Source organism: Campylobacter concisus (assembly GCF_002165775.1).
GTDB classification, from domain to species: Bacteria; Campylobacterota; Campylobacteria; order Campylobacterales; family Campylobacteraceae; genus Campylobacter_A; species Campylobacter_A concisus_E.
Genome location: NZ_NDYP01000009.1, coordinates 23,566 through 41,163, shown reverse-complemented (window position 1 = coordinate 41,163; position 17,598 = coordinate 23,566). Strand labels below are relative to the sequence as shown.

Sequence of the window (17,598 nt, the reverse complement as noted above, 5' to 3'; positions counted from 1 at the left end):
TAAAAAATAAGTCTTATTAAGATTTAGCCCTATTGTAATATTTAATAGGTAAATTCAAAATTAAAATTATTTTTTAAGCATTAAATAAAAATTTGCCCCGCATAGACAATGTAACACCTTAGCAAAAAGACGCCACATATTACGAATAGCGCGTTGATCACGGCAAATTCGCGTTTAAAATCATGCACCTTTAAAACGCTTAAATCCAAAATGATAGGCAATGCCATACCAAAACCAATAACACCTATATAAAACATCAAACCAAGAGAATTTACACTGAGTGCACTAGCAACTGTATTTGCGCCGCTTGCACTTGCATTTGAAACAAGTACAAAAAGTACAACTATAAGTAAAAACTCAACTATAATCGCAAAAAAGTCAAATTTTAATAAATAGTGTGCAGCATCGTTATGTTTTTTCTCTTTATCTTTTAGTACACCGATTAATAATGTAAATGCACCAGCACAGCTTAAGCCAGACACCAAGAATAATACTGGTAAAACTGGTGTGTTCCAAAGTGCGATCTTGTGAGCTGCGCTTAGCAAGAAGCCTGTATATGCACCAACGCCAATGCCTAGGATAAAAAGCAAAATTTCAAGTAGGCTTGAAAGCTTGCTAGCAAAATTTGCAACCACATCAAAAAGAGGAATTTTAAGCAATGCAATCTCGTTTTTAAATGCACCAACTGCATATATAACGCTAAGAGGCGTATAAACTAAAAGTAGTGCAACGCCTATTGACATAACTGAGTCAAAGTTATAAAGCAACAAGATCCAGTAAAAGCTAAGCGGCTTGCCAAGATCAAGCACCAAAAGAGCAAGTCCAAGGACGATCGCCACTGGAGCGATAAGAGCAGCTGCTTTAAAATAGTAGTTCTCTTTGCCATACTTTTTTGAAATGAGCACAGCAACGATGCTAGCACCCGCACTAAGTCCTGCTAAAAATAGATAAAAAGCTATCGGCCAGCCCCAGTAAATTTCTGTGTATTGAGCTAGGCTTCCTGACATGTTATTCATGGTGTGCTCCTTTTGTATTTGTGATCATCGCAAGTGAAGGTTTTGTGTTTAACTCCGCTTTTGGCAAGTAGTATTTGCTCTCTTTTAGTTTCTTTGAAATTTTAGAGTTTTCATCATTTACGTCGCCAAAAGTTAGGGCATTGGTAGGGCAGACGCTAACACAAGCTGGCTCTTTGCCCTCTTCTAGCCTACTCTCATAGCAAAATGTGCATTTGCCTATCTCGCCATCTGGCAAGACGTAGCGAGCGTCGTATGGACAGGCTAGGATGCAGTACTTGCAACTAACGCAAATTCTGTGATCAAGCAGCGTCACGCCATCAGCCGTTTTAAAGCTAGCTCCAGTTGGGCAAACCTCAACACAAGGTGCATCTTCACACATAACGCAGCTTTGACGTAAAAAGTCAGTCTTTAAATTTGGAAATGTCCCACTCATCTTCGCATGCACCTGCAAGCGGTAAAGTCCCCTTGGCACGCGGTAAAGTCCCCTTGGCACGTTGTTTGCACTTCTGCAAGCTACCGAGCAGCCTTGACAGCCGATGCATAAATTTTCATCATGTATCATCATATATTTTTTCATTTTCTATCCTTACGCTTTACTTATGCTAACGCCAACATTTGTAACCATAGTCGCAGCCACTGGCCCTTCGGCTGGATTAAGAAGCACGCTTGTATTTAGCCCTACGTGATCTATACTCTTAAGAGCTGGAGTGATGTGCCCAAAGCCGTGATAGATAAAGAGTGTATCTTCTCTAATGCCCTCGGTCACCATGAGCTTGCCCTTTTGCTCGCCAAATTTATTTTTCACCACAACCATATCGCCATCACGTAAATTTTTACGTTTAGCTGTTTTTGGATTTATCCAGATAGGGCTATCACTCATAAGATCATGAAGCGACGGCACCGCCTGAGTATGGCCGTTGGTATGAATAGGCGTTTTGCCACAAGTTAGACAAAGATCATGTCCGTCAAATGTATCCATATCTTTGTCATTTAGCGCGCCATATCCTGCGAACTGCGCTTCAACATCAGGTAAAAATAGCTCTATCTTGCCGCTTTTTGTTTTAAGCTTAGCCATATCATCCATTAGACCATTTTCGCCTACAAATTTAGATGCGACTGGATATTTAGCGACAAATTTATCGATCATGCCCTTTTCTCTAAACAAAATTCCCGGCTCATCCCACGTGATAAAGCCATCTTTTTCCAGCGTAGCAAGTAAATTTACATCTCCGCCAGCTTGTTGCATCCTAAACTCACGTATGTCGTTCCAAGTATAAAGCTCATCTATCTTCATGCGGCGTGCTAGCTCTCTAAAGATAAACGCCCCATCTCTTGTGTCGCCAACTGGATCAATAACTTTATTTCTTATCATATAAGCTGGCTTTAGACCTGACTTATCCTCTATGCCCTCGTCGCGCTCTAGGTAGCTACTCTCAGGCAAGATGACATCAGCAAAGGTCGCCATATCGTTTAGATAAACATCACTTACCACGATAAAATCAAGCTTCTTCATCGCCTCTATGCTCTTCATCGTCTCAGCAACATTTATTAGATGATTAAAGCGGATATTAAACCAGCCTTTTATGGCGTAAGGCTTTTCATTTAAGATAGCGTCATTTATATCCATCAAAACGCCATGTTTTCTACTTACAAATTTATGCCTACCAGCCTCGCCAGCGAAGTCTAGTCTAGTGACTTTTGGCACTTTAAATTTCTCATCTGGATTTTTAAGAACTGGAAATTTATCCTCGCCAACTAGCTTGTTAAAGGTTTTTGCATTTTTGCCACCAAAAAGACCACCTTTGACCTCCCAGTTACCCATCATCGCATTTGCCACCATGATGGCTTTTGTTCGCATATATTCAGCTCTTGTAGTGGTTGTCTTATGCCCAAAATCAAAAATAACTCTTGGGGCAGCTTTATAAATTTCATCAGCGATTCGCCTAACATCACTTGCTTTTATACCAGTGATCGCCTCTTGCCACTCAGGCGTTTTGCCCTCTACACTTTTAACGATCTCATCAAAGCCAATTGTAAATTTTTCTATAAATTCTTTATCGTAAGTGCCATTTTGTATCCATGTATTTATGATAGCTAGCACAAAAGCTAGATCGGTACCGGGTCTAACTGGCAGCCACTCATCAGCTTTTGAAGCTACAACGCTAAATCTTGGCTCAAGCACAAGTAGCTTTGTATCTTTTTTAGCTGCAAATTTAGCAAGCTTTTTAGCATCAGCTATGACGATGCCTTCAAAAAGATTGTGGCCAAAATTTACAACGTATTTTGCATTTGCAAAGTCTCTTTTTAGCTTAGCTATGCCATACATCTGCTCACAGACCATTTGATATGTGATCGGACAGCACGAAAAGTGTGAAAAGCAGTTTGGCGAGCCGTAAGCTGAGGCAAAATTTACCATTAGCTTATGTGTTTGCGAGCTTTTACAGGTAAAGACAAAGCTTTCAGGGCCATACTTTTGCTTGATCTCAAGCATTTTTGAAGCAACTAGGTCAAGTGCCTCGTCCCAGCTAGCCTCACGCCACTTATTTTCTCCTCTCTCTCCAACCCTGATCAAAGGCTTTTTGACTCTATTTTCGTCATAAAGCTGACTAAAACCAGAGCCACCTCTTGCACAAAGCGAAGTCGCCGTACCGCCAGCTTTTGGATTACCGCTTAAGAAGCAAATTTTATTATCAACGACCTTTGCTTCGATAGGGCATCTTGAAGAGCACATCTCGCAAAAGCTGCGGACGTACTTCTCATCTTGCTTTGCAGCATTTTCTAAAGCACCACCCGGCAAGGACGATGCAACCATACTAACTCCAGCACCGAATTTTAAAAATAATCGTCTATTTAAGCTCATCTTTCTCCCTTTAAAAGATATTTGCCTTTAGTTATTCTAGTATTTAAAGTTGAAAATAAAATTAAATTTTACTTAATATTTATATTTAGATTTTTAGTTTTAAAAAATGAGTATTCTAATATCAAAATGAATAAAATTCTAAAAATGATAGATTTAATTAATATAATTTTTAACGCGATCTTATAAAAATTTTGAATATAAAATCTTGATTAAGGATTTTGGATAGAAATTAAAAAATTTTAAAGGGATTTAAAAAGCCGAGAGAGATCTCGGCTTAAGTTTGATTTAAAATACTTATAAAAGTATCGGAGCTATCAAAAATCCAAGTGCGACAGAAAAAGCAATAGCTAAAACGCCTGGAATAAAAAAGGAGTGGTTAAATATATATTTACCTATCCTAGTTGTTCCAGTATCGTCCATTTGAACGGCTCCAAGTAGTGTCGGATATGTTGGCAACACAAACAATGCTGAAACTGCAGCAAATGATGCAACTAAAATATATGCGTCACCGTTATTTGCAGCAGTTAGACCAAGTGCGGCTATAACTGTAGGAATAAGTGCCTTTGCGGTAGCAGCTTGAGAATAAAGAAGCATACTAGCAAAAAATAGCGCAACAGCTAGCATAAACGGATAGTCTTTAACAAAATCGCCGGCAAAATTTTTGATCGCATCGGTGTGATTTACCACAAAAGTATCTCCAAGCCATGCCACGCCCAACACGCAGACGCACGCGGTCATACCACTTTTAAATGTAGCTGTATTAAATAACTTATCGACTTTAACGCCACAAGTTAGTGTGATTAAAGTAGCGATAACTAGCATAAAGCTCATAATAGCGTTATCTCTAGTTAATACCAACACCTTTGTAGGTTTATCTGGATCTTCTACATATTTTACATTAGTAGTTGAGTCAGTTTTGACTTTTATATCTTTTGCAACAAGTTCATTAAATTTATCTGGACTTTTGGTCTCATAAATTTTTTCATAACCTGTTACATAGCTTGGTTTTATCCAGCCTACGTTTTTACTAATAGCAGTAGCATATAAAACGACAGAGATAACGCCAACCAGGAATATTAAAACAGATAGTTTAGCTCCTTTTGGAAGCTCTTTTTTCTCTTCAATTTTAACATCTTTGATTAGCCCTTCTTTAAGTCTTCTTTGATACTCTTTATCGCTACTTAGATCAAGGTTATAAAATATATTTATAACAAGAGCTGTTAGCATACAACCAATAAAAGTTGTAGGTATCCAGATAGCTAATAGTAATGGATAGCTAATGCCAAGTCCACCCAAAGCATGCTCACCAGCCATAAATACAACCGCTGCTGAAACTGGGCTTGCAGTAATAGCTATCTGACTAGCAACAACAGCTATACTAAGAGGCGCGCTAGGCTTAATGTTTTGTGTCTTTGCAACTTCGGTAATGACTGGAATCATAGAAAATGCTGTGTGTCCAGTACCAGCGAATACAGTTAGCAAGTAAGTGACAACTGGGGCTAAGAAATTTATATATTTTGGATGTTTTCTTAGTATCCCTTCAGCTATTTGCACCAAATAATCAAGGCCACCAGCTACTTGCATCGCTGTAATAGCAGCTATAACGGACATAATGATTAAAATAACATCCCAAGGTATACTACCTGCTTTTAATCCAAGTCCTAAAGTTAAAACTACGACGCCAATGCCACCAGCATAACCAATAGCCATACCGCCTAGTCTAACACCCAAGAATATCGCACCAAAAAGCACGATCAACTGTAATATCAATGAAATATCCATTGAAAACTCCTCTATTAAATTTTATAACTAAAATTTTTACTTAAGCGTGCCAGAATTTTGACACGCTTTTAATAATACTTTGCTTAAATCTTTACCTAACCATGCTTGGATTTAGCATATTTTTTGGCTCTAAAATTTTATCGATCTCTTCTTTGCTTAGATAACCTCTCTCTAGGCAGATATCGCCAACTGCTTTACCAGTTTGAAGGGCTTCTTTAGCGATACTTGCAGATTTTTCATAGCCAATGTATGGGTTAAATGCTGTTACGATACCAACTGAGCCTAGAACTGATTTTAAGCAAGCTTCAGGATTTGCTGTTAGTTTTCTTACAGCTTTTTCAGCTAGTGTTTTCATCGCGTTTTCAAGGATAAATATAGAGTTAAATAACGCATAAGCAATGCCTGGCTCAAATGCATTTAGCTCAAATTCGCCTCTTTCTGAGCAAAGCATGATAGTTACGTCGTTACCGATTACTTCATAGCACGCTTCGCCTACAACCTCAGCGATAACTGGGTTTACTTTGCCTGGCATGATTGAGCTGCCTGGTTGCATTTGCGGTAAATTTATCTCTCCAAGACCGCATCTTGGACCTGAATTCATCAAACGAAGGTCATTTGCGATTTTTGAAAGTCTAACAGCTGCAGTTTTTAACGCACCACTTACGTGAACGAAGTCTGCAGTGTCTTGTGTAGCTGCGATGAAATCATCAGCTTTTTTGAAATCAACACCAGTGATATCTTTTAACTTTTTAACAACTACATTTTTATAATCAGGATGGCAGTTAATACCTGTACCAATCGCAGTTGCACCCATATTTAGATATGTCATTGACTCGCGCGCAGCTGTTATCTTTTCGATATCGCTTTTAATGTAGCTTGCAAATGCGTTAAATGTATTACCAAGCGTTGTAGGAACTGCGTCCTCAAGCTCAGTTCTACCCATTTTAATGATATCTTTAAAATCTTTTGCTTTTTTCTCAAGTTCGTCTTTTAGTAAATTCATAGCAGCAAGCAAATCAGTAAGCTTTGCGTAAGTTGCTACTTTTATTGAGCTTGGGTAAGTGTCGTTTGTGCTTTGTCCAAGGTTTGTATGATCATTTGGATGGATGTATTGATACTCGCCTTTTTTATGACCCATGCTCTCAAGTGCGATGTTTGTAATAACCTCATTTGCATTCATGTTTGTACTTGTTCCAGCACCACCTTGAACCATATCAACCACAAATTGATCCAAAAACTCACCAGCTATTACTCTATCAGCGGCTTTTGCTAGAGTATCAGCGATCTTAGGATCTAAAACGCCAACCTCTTTATTTGCAAGTGCGGCTGCTTTTTTGATTTGTGCAAATGCTTTTACAAAGTATGGATACTCTTTTAGTGTTCTACCGCTCATGTGAAAATTTTCGGTAGCTCTAAATGTTTGGATACCATAATAAAAATCGTCAGAGATTTCCAACTCACCTATAAAATCGTGTTCTTTTCTGGTTGCCATAACCATTCTCCTTATAAAAAATGTATTAATGAAATTATATAGATATTTAATATTTTAAATATTAATTACTACTTATTTTTTTTAAGCTTTGACTTTTAGCCTAGATAAAACGACTTTTGGAAAAAAATTTATAGTAGCTTTTAAGCTATATTTAATAATATAGCTTAGATAAATTGTTATTTTAATAATAATATCACTTTTTTATTATATAAAAAGCTCATAATTAGCTCAAATTTATTTAAATTTTTAAGCTTAAAAGATAAATATATAGAAAAATAGCATAAAATAAATATTAAATCACACTTTTTATATCCAAAAATATAAAAAATAAAGTTAAATTTTATTTCTAATATTACTTTAGAAAGTAAAAACTAAGTAAATATCACCATATTGCAAAGTAAATTTATTAAATTTTTAAATAGAGCCCTTAAACTAAGCATCATAAAAATATTATTTAATAAATTTTATTTTACAAATCTTACTAATACTTTAGAAATTTCTTATTAATTTTCTTTCTTATTTATAAAGTCTTTTTATTGGATTTTGATAATTTTTATAAGCTATTTTTAATTTATATGGTTAGATTAATATTTGTAAGAATTTGTAGTAAATATAAATTTTAATCTTGCCCCTACAATCAGGAGCAAGGAATAACAAATTTTAGCTCTCAAGCCCCAAATTTGCTCTGTATTCTTCATATGTGCCTTTAAAATCAACCACTTCGCCATTGCCTTTTAGATGTAAAATTCTATTTGCAAAGGCGTCTATCAGCTCCCTGTCGTGGCTCACGCAGATAACTGAGCCATTAAAGTTATAAAATGCCTCGCCAAGCGCGATGATAGCCTCGAGATCAAGGTGGTTGTTTGGCTCATCCATTACAAGTAAATTTGGTCTATGAAGCATAAGCTGAGCTAGCCTTACTCGGTGTTTTTCGCCACCACTTAGCGCGCCCACTGCCTTTTCTTGCTCAGCGCCACTAAAGAGCATCCTACCAAGGCACTTTCTAATCTCGTCGATGTCCTTGTTTTTGGCATCTTGCAAGTACTCATAAAGCTTTAGCTCGCCATCTATCTTATTTACCGTATCTTGCGCAAAATATCCTAGCTCGATGGTAGCACCTATATGCACTTCGCCTGCGTCAGGCTTTATCTCGCCCATTATGATCTTACAAAGCGTGCTTTTACCAACGCCGTTGTGGCCAATGATGGCTAGCTTGTCGCCCTTTTCGAGCTTAAAGTTAAAGTTTTCAAATATCACTTTATCATCAAATTTCTTACTTACATTTTTAAGCTCTATTAGCTCATTGCCTATCTCGCGATTTGCACGAAATAGTATACTAGGATCGCGTCTGCTTGATACTGCGATCTCGGCGATATCGAGTTTTTCAAGCTGTTTTGCGCGAGAGGTTGCTTGCCTTGCTTTGCTCGCATTTGCTGAGAACCTCGCGATAAATTTCTCCAGCTCCTCTTTCTCTTTTAGCTTCTTATCACGCTCCATCTCATGCTGCTTTGCGATCAAATTTGCAGCCATATACCAGTCGTCGTAGTTGCCTGAAAACTCGCGAATTTTTCTAAAATCCACATCCAAAATGTTTGTACAAACTCTATTTAAAAAGTGCCTATCGTGGCTGATAACCACAAGTGTGCCCTCATGGCGGTTTAGCTCGTTTTCTAGCCATGCGATCGCGTCTATGTCAAGGTTGTTTGTTGGCTCGTCTAAAAACAAGATGTCTGGCTTTGGAAATAGCACCTGAGCTAGCAAAACCTTAACTTTATCTGAGTTTTCAACCTCGCTCATGAGCTTATCAAATTCATTTAGCCCAAGCGAGCTTAAAATTTTTTCTATCCTAGTCTCATACTCGTAGCTTGGATCCTCTTCGGCACTTATCATCTCAAGCTCGCTTAAGCGCTCATTTATCTCATCAGTAAATTCCTCGCTCATATAGAGCTTTTCTTTCTCTTTGACAGCGTCATATAGGCGTTTGTTACCATAAAGCACCGCATCTTTGAGCGTGAAATTTTCAAACGCAAACTGATCTTGCCCAAGCACGCCAACTTTTAGGCCATTTTCTATGATGATCTCGCCGCTAGTTGGCTCGATAGCTCCGCTTAAAATTTTTAAAAATGTCGATTTACCAGCGCCATTTGCGCCGATTAGTCCGTATCTGTTGTGGCGATTTAGCTTTAAATTTACATCCTCAAATAGCAAACTGCTTGCAAATCTTTGAGTAAGTCCCCTAACTTCTAACATTATTTTTCCTTAAATTTATTTTTTTGCGATTTTGCCTAAAATTTGATTAAAAAGCCATTTTGCTACTTTAGCCTAAAATGACCTGTGATCTTGTAGTTATAAAGTATATTTTCTTCTTGTACGCCAGAGCCGATATTGTGGATGACAAGCGGTGTTTGGCCTTCAAATTTATCTGAGATCACACCGATGTGAGGTAAATTTCTTGGCAGCATCCATGTGACGATATCCCCTGGCAGAAATTTATTATCGCTCACCTCAAAACCTTTTCTTTTTAGATAGGTAGCGATGTTTAAAACACGCCTGTGATCGATGTTTTTATCAGCCTTTTTAAGTCCCCATTTTTTAGGATAGCTTGCGAAATTTCTACTCATATCTTCAAAAATGAGCCTTTGCAGATCCATATCCTGATGACGTAGCGCCCTTACCACAACGTCAGTGCAAACGCCCTTTTTGATATCCACGTCACCTATAGGATAGGCTAGCTTTTCGTAGCTTGGGTCGTAGCTTAGCGTCACGCCGATCTGTGACCTAGCGTCATTTACAAATTTACTCGCCGAAAAGGCAAAAATTTGCGTGGCAAAAAGAGCTAAAAGTAGAAATTTTTTCATTTTTACTTTAAAAGCATAGTTTTTAAGATACGTTTTCCTATCTCAACGCCTGGCTGATCGTAGGTATTGATGCCTAGCATGATACCAGTGGCCGAGGTTAGTAGCTCGTAGTAAAAAATGAGCCAGCCAGCATGAAACTCATCAAGCCTCTCAAGCGTGATCGTATCGACACTTATGCCCTCTTGCACCAGCGCCATAGCTGTCGCGTCGCACTGCAAATTTATAAGCTCATTTAGGCTTAGTCCTGCTACAAAATCGCACTCTTCAAGCCCTTTTAGGCTCAAATTTGGGATAGCCTCGTCGCTTGCGTGATCTTTTATCTTTATAAATGTCACGCTCTTATCTTTTACGCCGTCAATGATAAGCTGTAAAAAGCTGTGCTGATCGCGGCTGCCAACAAGTCCAACTGGCGTAAGGCCGACTCTTTTATAGCCTCTTTTTTTACCAAGGCTCTCCGCCCAAAGCTGCACGTACCAGTCGTTAAATTCAAAAAATCTATCGCAATAGCTAAAAATGACATTTATACTAGCATTTCTGCTAGTGGCGTAGTGGTAAGCTTTAGCGACTATGGAGCTATCTTTTTGCTCAATATATTGCTTCTTACAAGCAAGTGCGCCATCCAGAAGTGCCTTTATATCGTAGCCACAGATACCAAGAGGCACAAGACCTATCGCACTTAGTACGCTAAATCTACCGCCAACGTTTTTTGGGATGTTAAAAAATTTAATGCCATTTTCTTTGGCAAAATTTTCTAAATTTGTGCCTGGATCGGTGATTATGAGGAAATTTTTGCCTAAATTTTGAGGCCTAAAGTCATCGAGCAAGCACTTAAAAATAGTAATCGTCTCGATCGTATTGCCTGATTTTGAGCTTATTATAAAAAGAGTCTCGTCAAAATTTAGCCCATCAAGCGTGCTTTTATAGCTGCAAGGATCGACATTGTCTAAAAATAATAGCTCTCTTTTTATCCCCTTTGTACCTTCAAGCATCGATTTTAGCGCCTTTACGCCAAGACTGCTGCCGCCAATGCCAACTAGCACGACGTTTTTGATATGAGCTAGCCCCTTTTCATACTCCTCGATCTCGCCAAGTAAATTTTGGCCAAGAGCTGGCAGGTGGTAGTAGCCTATCTCGCCGCTTTCGTACTCGTCGTTTATGCGTTTGGCATAAGAGTCGATGACGTCGCTGCTTGCAAAGTTAAATTTAAATGAAGTCTCTATCATTTACTTCGCTCGTAAAAGAAATTTGTAGCCTCGATAAAGCCGTCGATACTGCCGCAGTCAAACCTCTTGCCCTTAAATTTATAAGCTAGCACCATACCATCTTTTGCTTGCGTTTTTAGTGCATCTGTGATCTGGATTTCGCCGTTTTTGCCTGGTTTTGTTCGCTCTAAAATGTTAAAAATATCTGGCGTTAGGATGTAGCGCCCGATTATCGCTAAATTTGTCGGAGCCTCGGCAGGATCAGGCTTTTCAACCATATCATCAACCATTATAAGATCATCTTCTATAAATCTACCACTTACAACGCCGTAAGACTTGGTCTGCTCTTTTGGCACTTCCATCACAGCAACTACGCTACAACGATACTTTTCATAAATTTTAACCATCTGCGAAAGCACACCCTCACCATTTTCATTTATACATAAATCATCTGCCAAAATGACCCCAAATGCTTCATCTCGAACTAGAGTTTTGCCAGTATAAATGGCGTGTCCAAGCCCTTTCATAGCATTTTGTCTCGTAAATGAAAATGTACACGAACTCATTAAATTTCTAACTTCGCTTAGCAGCGACTCTTTTGAGCTACCTGCGATCTCTTTTTCTAGCTCGTAGCTGATGTCAAAATAGTCCTCAAGCGCCCTTTTTCCGCGTCCTGTGACAAATGCCATATTATCCATGCCAGCCTCAAGTGCCTCATCAACGCCGTAGTGAATGAGCGGTTTTGTAAGGATCGGCAACATCTCTTTTGGGAGCGATTTTGTAGCTGGTAAAAACCTCGTTCCATATCCAGCCGCTGGAAATAGGCAAGTTTGTATCATTTTAGTCCTTCGTAAAAAATTGCAAAATTCTACTATCTTTTCCTTAATAATATAAATTTGTTTGAATTTACAAGGCTTTAATTAGCAAATTGATAAGATTTTTAAAATTTTAAAAAAAGAGCAAATTTGCAGACAATTGATAGGATTTTTAAAGCCCAGCTTGATATAAAAAAGTCAAATTTTTTGGCATTTTTGTGCCCGATAAGCTTGTTTAAAAGCTTGCATGAACGCCTAAAAGAGGAGCATTTTAAGGCCGTTCATGTAGTTTGGGCAACAAGGGAATTAAACAAATACGGACAAATCGTTGAAAATCAAAGTGATGACGGCGAGCCAAAGGGCACTAGCGGTCAGCCAAGCCTAAACGCGCTAAGGGGTGCTGAGCTAATAAATGTTGGTGTCTTGATAGTCAGGTATTTTGGCGGGATAAAGCTTGGCACTGGAGGACTTGTAAGAGCCTACTCTGGGGCTGTAAATGAGGTGATAAATGAGGCCATAAAAGATAGTGGCGTGATGAAATTTGAGATAAAAGATGAGATCAAATTTTTTACGCCATTCTCACTGATGAGCCGCTTTGAGCACTATTTTGCCACTACAAATTTAAGCGAGTTTGAAAGAGAATTTAATGACACTGGAGCGATCTGGAGCGTAAATTTAAACGAGGCTGAGTTTGCCGAGCTATTTAAATTTTGCAAAGAATTTGAAGCAAGCGAGTTTAAATTTTTAGCCCTTGCGCTTAGTAGCAAGAGCTTATTCGCTCATCAAAGCTAAATCATTGTAAAATCGCAAAAATTTTAAAAAGAAAGTAAAAATGGAAATTTGGAACGACATTTATAACCACTTTAATCCAGTAGCCTTTAGTATCTTTGGCTTTAGCGTGCACTGGTATGGGCTTATGTATATTTTAGCCCTTGTTTTGGCGCTTGCCATGGCAAAGTATCTCGTTAAAAAAGATAAAATCACAATCTCAAATCAGCTCTTGGATAACTACTTTTTTTGGGTTGAAATAGGCGTTATTTTAGGCGCTAGGCTTGGCTGGGTTTTAGTCTATTCAGGCGAAGTAAGCTACTACTTGACACAACCTTGGCAAATTTTTAATCCATTTCATAACGGCGAGTTTATAGGAATTCGTGGCATGAGTTACCACGGAGCAGTAGTTGGCTTTTTGCTTGCGACATATCTATTTTGCAAAAGGTATAAACAAAATTTATGGCAGCTACTTGATCTTTGTGCCGTTTGCATACCTTTTGGCTATACATTTGGCAGGGTCGGAAATTTCTTAAATCAAGAGCTTTTTGGGCGAGTTACGGATGTGCCTTGGGCGATAAATGTTTTTGGCCAGCCAAGGCATCCTAGCCAACTTTATGAGGCATTCTTAGAAGGTTTAGTTATTTTTATTATTTTATTTTTATATAGGAAATTTAAGAAATTTAATGGCGAGCTGATCGCACTTTATGCCATTTTTTACACCTTTGCAAGATTTGTTTGCGAATTCTTTAGAGAGCCTGATTCTGGGCTTGGTTTTATTGTTTTTGATCTTTCAATGGGACAAATTTTATCGCTTATTATGTGTAGCTTTGGAATTTTTGTTTATATTATGCTTTTTAAGAGATTTACGAAAATTTAATGTAAACGTTTAAAAAACATTAAAGTAAATTTCTGATACGATTAGCTTTATCAATTAATGCTGATATTTAAATTAGTATTAAGAAATGATAATTTATTTCAAATTTCTTAGGAGGGCTCATGACCGGGCTTATAGAAGGTTTTTTGGGAAAACGGTCGGACGACAAAAAAAGTCGCACTCCAGCCGCTTGGGATAGATGGCAAAGTATTACAGGGTTTATTTTGGCCTGTTTTATATTGTGCCATATGGTTTTTACTTCTACTATACTACTTGGCAAAGACGCATTTAACGCTGTCGTAGGGTTTGCGGAGGCTAAATTTTTATTCGGCGAGGCTACTTGGTGGATTACTAACGTTATTGCCGCGGTAATATTTGCCATTTTTATCGCTCATGCATTTTTAGCTATGAGAAAATTTCCAGCAAACTACAGACAATATCTAATGTTTAGAGGCCACAAAGACCGCATGAAGCACCTTGATACTACGCTTTGGTGGTTTCAGTTTTTAACCGGTTTTGCTCTATTTTTCGCAGCCAGCGCACATCTAGTGGATATAGTCTTTGGCGGACATATTACTGCCGACAAATCAGCGGCTGCATTTCATCAACTAGAAATTTTCTACTTCGCACTACTTGTTTTTATGGTCGTTCACGCTAGTATCGGTATGTACCGCTTGTATGTCAAATGGATAAGCATTGATGGTGCAAATAAGCACGAAATGTTTGCCAAAAGAAATAAGGCAAAAACAATTGTATTTGCCGTTTATGGCATACTTGCTATAATTGCGCTAATCGCCGATTTCGTGTGGATCAGCCATTAAAAAGGAGCTAGAAGATGAATGTAAAATATTATGATGCATTGGTAATTGGTGGTGGTCTAGCTGGTCTTAGAGCTGCTGTGGCTGCTGGAGAAAAGGGCTTAAGCACCGTCGTTTTAAGCCTAATACCTGTAAAACGCTCGCACTCTGCAGCTGCGCAAGGCGGTATGCAAGCCTCTTTGGGAAATTCAAAAATGAGCGAAGGCGACAACGAGGACGTACACTTTGCCGACACGGTAAAAGGTAGCGACTGGGGTTGCGATCAGCAAGTTGCGCGTATGTTTTGTCAAACCGCGCCTAAGGCGATCCGCGAGCTAGCGGCTTGGGGCGTGCCTTGGACTCGTATAACAAAAGGCGAGAGAAGCGCTATCATCAACGCTCAAAAAACGACTATCGTAGAAAAAGAAGAGGTCCACGGACTTATCCACTCTCGCGACTTTGGCGGAACTAAAAAATGGAGAACATGCTTTACGGCCGACGCCACCGGTCACACTATGCTTTTTGCCGTAGCAAACGAAGCTCTAAAGCACAACGTCGAAATTCATGACAGAAAAGAAGCTATCGCGCTAATCCACGCAAACAACCGCTGTTACGGCGCGATCGTTCGCGATCTAGTTAACGGCGAGATCACGGCATACGTCGCAAAAGGCACACTAATAGCTACAGGCGGCTACGGCAGGGTTTATAAACACACTACAAACGCCGTAGTTTGCGAGGGTATCGGCGCGGCCATCGCACTTGAGACCGGAGTAGCTCAGCTTGGCAACATGGAAGCTGTTCAGTTTCACCCAACTCCGATCGTTCCATCAGGCATTCTTTTAACAGAAGGTTGCCGCGGCGACGGTGGAATTTTACGCGACGTGGACGGATATCGCTTTATGCCAGACTACGAGCCTGAGAAAAAAGAACTAGCTAGCCGCGACGTCGTAAGTCGTCGTATCATGGAGCATATCCGCGCTGGTAAAGGTGTACCTAGCCCGTACGGATATCACGTTTGGCTAGATATTTCTATCCTAGGACGCGAGCACATCGAGAAAAACTTACGCGACGTTCAAGAAATTTGCGAAATCTTTAACGGCATCGACCCTGCCGACACAGAAGTATATACCGACGAAAACGGACGCCAACGTGGCAAAGGCTGGGCTCCAATTCTTCCTATGCAGCACTATTCAATGGGTGGCATCAAGACTAAGCCTACAGGCGAGAGCCCGACGCTAGCTGGTCTATTTAGCGCCGGCGAGGCAGCATGCTGGGATATGCACGGATTTAACCGTCTAGGAGGCAACTCCGTTTCTGAAACGGTCGTCGCAGGCATGATCGTGGGCGATTATTTTGCCGACTACTGCGGCAGCCACGAGATAGATATAAATACCGCAGATATCGAAAAATTCGTTAAAAAAGAGGAAGACTACCTAAAGAGCCTTGTCGAAAAAGAGGGCAAATTTAACGTATTTGAGATCAAAAACAAGATGAAAGACATCATGTGGGAGCACGTAGCGATCTTTAGAACTGGCGAAGGTCTAGCCGTAGCGGTAAAAGAGCTAGAAGAGCTTTATAAACAATCTTTGGACGTCAAAGTCACAAACAAGGCGCTATTTGGCAACCCTGAGCTTGAGGAAGCCTACCGAGTACCGAAGATGCTAAAACTAGCCCTTTGTATCGCAAAAGGCGCGCTTGATCGCACTGAGAGCCGCGGAGCGCACTGCCGCGAGGACTATCCGAAACGCGACGACCTAAACTGGCTAAACAGAACTCTAACTAGCTGGAAAGAGGGCGATACGCTACCGACTATCGTGTATGAGCCACTTGATATTATGAAAATGGAGATGCCGCCAGCATTTAGAGGCTATGGTGCGAAAGGTAATATTATTGAGCATCCAGATAGTGCCATCCGCCAAAAAGAGGTTGATGAAATTCGTGAGAAAATGCAAGCTGAAGGTAAGAGCAGACAAGAAATTCAAGAGGCTTTAATGCACTATGATCTTCAACCAAAATATAAAGCACCAAACGAAAGAGCAGGAATAGGATATGAGTAGAAAAATAACCATAAAAGCATTTAAATATAATCCGTTAAGCAAAATTTCAAAACCGCATTTCGCGACCTACGAGCTAGAAGAGACTGATGGCATGACATTATTTATCGCGTTAAATATGATTCGCGAGAAATTTGATCCAGATCTTAGCTTTGACTTTGTTTGTCGTGCTGGAATTTGTGGAAGTTGTGGCATGCTTGTAAATGGTAAGCCAAGATTAGCTTGTAGAACTCTTACTAAGGATTTTGAAAGCGGGGTAATCGAGCTTATGCCTTTGCCAGTATTTAAGCTTTTAAAAGACCTAAGCGTAGACACCGGCAACTGGATGAATGCGATGAGTAGGCGTGTGGAGAGCTGGATACACACAGATCACGAGACAGATATCTCTAAGCTTGAGGAAAAGGTTGAACCTGAAGTGGCGCAAGAGGTATTTGAGCTTGACCGCTGCATCGAATGCGGTATCTGCGTAGCTGCGTGCGGTACGGCTATTATGAGGCCTGATTTCATCGGTGCGGTCGGACTTAACCGCGTAGCTAGGTTTAAAATCGACGCGCTTGATAAACGAACCGACGAGGACTTTTATGAGCTTATCGGCGACGATGACGGCGTGTTTGGCTGTATGACTTTGCTAGGCTGTGAAGACAACTGCCCTAAACACTTACCACTTCAAAGCCGCATAGCTTATATGCGTAGAAAAATGGCTGCTATAAAGTAGCAAAGGGGCTGTAAAAGCCCCAAATTTACTTCTAAATTTATTAAAAAAGATTGCAAATAGATGCCAAAAGGCATAATAAAGATATCAATAGATACAAATAAGAAAAATAAAAATATCAAAAATGGGATTGATAAGAGTGCGCCCATTATATAACCAAGTGGAAATGCGATAAATATAAAGACGATTCCAACACCAGAAACAAAGCAAAAAATTAGTGCAAATATCGTAGCAAAGGTATTTACAAATAAGCTAATATTTTCTAAAAGAAAATTTGTTAGACCAAAACTTCTCATGTTTTGATTATAGCTTTTAAGCCAAAAAATTTATATAATTTCAAAAATTTGCTTCATTTAAGGATATAA

Annotated in this window: 15 protein-coding genes; 5 read left to right on the top strand and 10 right to left on the bottom strand. The window is 39.4% G+C overall.

Features of this window, described 5'->3' with window-relative positions; all coding sequences use genetic code 11:
• Positions 1-80 precede the first annotated feature (80 nt).
• From nrfD to galU, 9 genes are all read right to left on the bottom strand, one after another.
• Positions 81-1,016: an NrfD/PsrC family molybdoenzyme membrane anchor subunit gene (gene nrfD, locus B9N66_RS07880; protein ID WP_087580568.1), complete on the bottom strand. Its 936-nt coding sequence runs from the start codon at positions 1,014-1,016 to the stop codon at positions 81-83.
• Positions 1,009-1,593 (bottom strand): 4Fe-4S dicluster domain-containing protein, encoded by a 585-nt coding sequence (locus tag B9N66_RS07875; protein WP_087580567.1) that lies wholly within the window; start codon positions 1,591-1,593, stop codon positions 1,009-1,011. Before B9N66_RS07875 ends, nrfD begins: the two co-directional genes overlap by 8 nt.
• 9 nt (positions 1,594-1,602) lie before the next feature.
• Complete coding sequence (gene phsA, locus B9N66_RS07870; protein WP_087580566.1) at positions 1,603-3,876, bottom strand: thiosulfate reductase PhsA; 2,274 nt, start codon at positions 3,874-3,876, stop codon at positions 1,603-1,605.
• A 294-nt stretch (positions 3,877-4,170) separates the two neighbouring features.
• On the bottom strand, positions 4,171-5,658 hold the full coding sequence (locus B9N66_RS07865) for an anaerobic C4-dicarboxylate transporter (RefSeq protein WP_054196953.1): 1,488 nt from the start codon (positions 5,656-5,658) through the stop codon (positions 4,171-4,173).
• A gap of 91 nt (positions 5,659-5,749) precedes the next feature.
• Positions 5,750-7,150 (bottom strand): aspartate ammonia-lyase, encoded by a 1,401-nt coding sequence (locus tag B9N66_RS07860; protein ID WP_087580565.1) that lies wholly within the window; start codon positions 7,148-7,150, stop codon positions 5,750-5,752.
• Positions 7,151-7,810: 660 nt separating this feature from the next.
• Positions 7,811-9,400: an ABC-F family ATP-binding cassette domain-containing protein gene (locus B9N66_RS07855; protein WP_087580564.1), complete on the bottom strand. Its 1,590-nt coding sequence runs from the start codon at positions 9,398-9,400 to the stop codon at positions 7,811-7,813.
• Positions 9,401-9,462: 62 nt separating this feature from the next.
• Positions 9,463-10,008, bottom strand: coding sequence for a DUF1287 domain-containing protein (locus B9N66_RS07850; protein WP_087580563.1), 546 nt, complete (start codon positions 10,006-10,008; stop codon positions 9,463-9,465).
• 2 nt (positions 10,009-10,010) lie between these two features.
• A complete protein-coding gene (locus B9N66_RS07845; protein ID WP_087580562.1) occupies positions 10,011-11,231 on the bottom strand; it encodes a glucose-6-phosphate isomerase in 1,221 nt (406 codons plus the stop codon).
• Positions 11,228-12,049, bottom strand: a complete 822-nt coding sequence (gene galU / locus B9N66_RS07840) for a UTP--glucose-1-phosphate uridylyltransferase GalU (protein WP_087580561.1) — start codon at positions 12,047-12,049, stop codon at positions 11,228-11,230. The genes B9N66_RS07845 and galU overlap by 4 nt, the downstream gene beginning before the upstream one ends.
• A 126-nt stretch (positions 12,050-12,175) precedes the next feature.
• On the opposite strand from galU, the gene B9N66_RS07835 reads away from it, so the two are divergent.
• The 5 genes from B9N66_RS07835 to B9N66_RS07815 all read left to right on the top strand — a co-directional run bounded on the left by B9N66_RS07835 (position 12,176) and on the right by B9N66_RS07815 (position 17,236).
• On the top strand, positions 12,176-12,817 hold the full coding sequence (locus B9N66_RS07835; RefSeq protein WP_087580560.1) for an IMPACT family protein: 642 nt from the start codon (positions 12,176-12,178) through the stop codon (positions 12,815-12,817).
• A gap of 40 nt (positions 12,818-12,857) precedes the next feature.
• A complete protein-coding gene (lgt, locus tag B9N66_RS07830; RefSeq protein WP_084109406.1) occupies positions 12,858-13,673 on the top strand; it encodes a prolipoprotein diacylglyceryl transferase in 816 nt (271 codons plus the stop codon).
• A 119-nt stretch (positions 13,674-13,792) separates the two neighbouring features.
• Positions 13,793-14,491, top strand: a complete 699-nt coding sequence (locus B9N66_RS07825; RefSeq protein ID WP_021091688.1) for a fumarate reductase cytochrome b subunit — start codon at positions 13,793-13,795, stop codon at positions 14,489-14,491.
• Between the two features lie 14 nt (positions 14,492-14,505).
• Positions 14,506-16,524 carry a fumarate reductase flavoprotein subunit gene (locus tag B9N66_RS07820; protein WP_072595155.1) on the top strand — a complete coding sequence of 673 codons (2,019 nt, stop codon included), beginning with the start codon at positions 14,506-14,508 and terminating at the stop codon, positions 16,522-16,524.
• Positions 16,517-17,236 (top strand): fumarate reductase iron-sulfur subunit, encoded by a 720-nt coding sequence (locus B9N66_RS07815; RefSeq protein ID WP_021091811.1) that lies wholly within the window; start codon positions 16,517-16,519, stop codon positions 17,234-17,236. The genes B9N66_RS07820 and B9N66_RS07815 overlap by 8 nt, the downstream gene beginning before the upstream one ends.
• Here B9N66_RS07815 and B9N66_RS09730 read toward each other — a convergent pair.
• On the bottom strand, positions 17,203-17,529 hold the full coding sequence (locus tag B9N66_RS09730) for a hypothetical protein (RefSeq protein WP_087580559.1): 327 nt from the start codon (positions 17,527-17,529) through the stop codon (positions 17,203-17,205). The genes B9N66_RS07815 and B9N66_RS09730 overlap by 34 nt on opposite strands.
• Between the last annotated feature and the right edge of the window lie 69 nt (positions 17,530-17,598).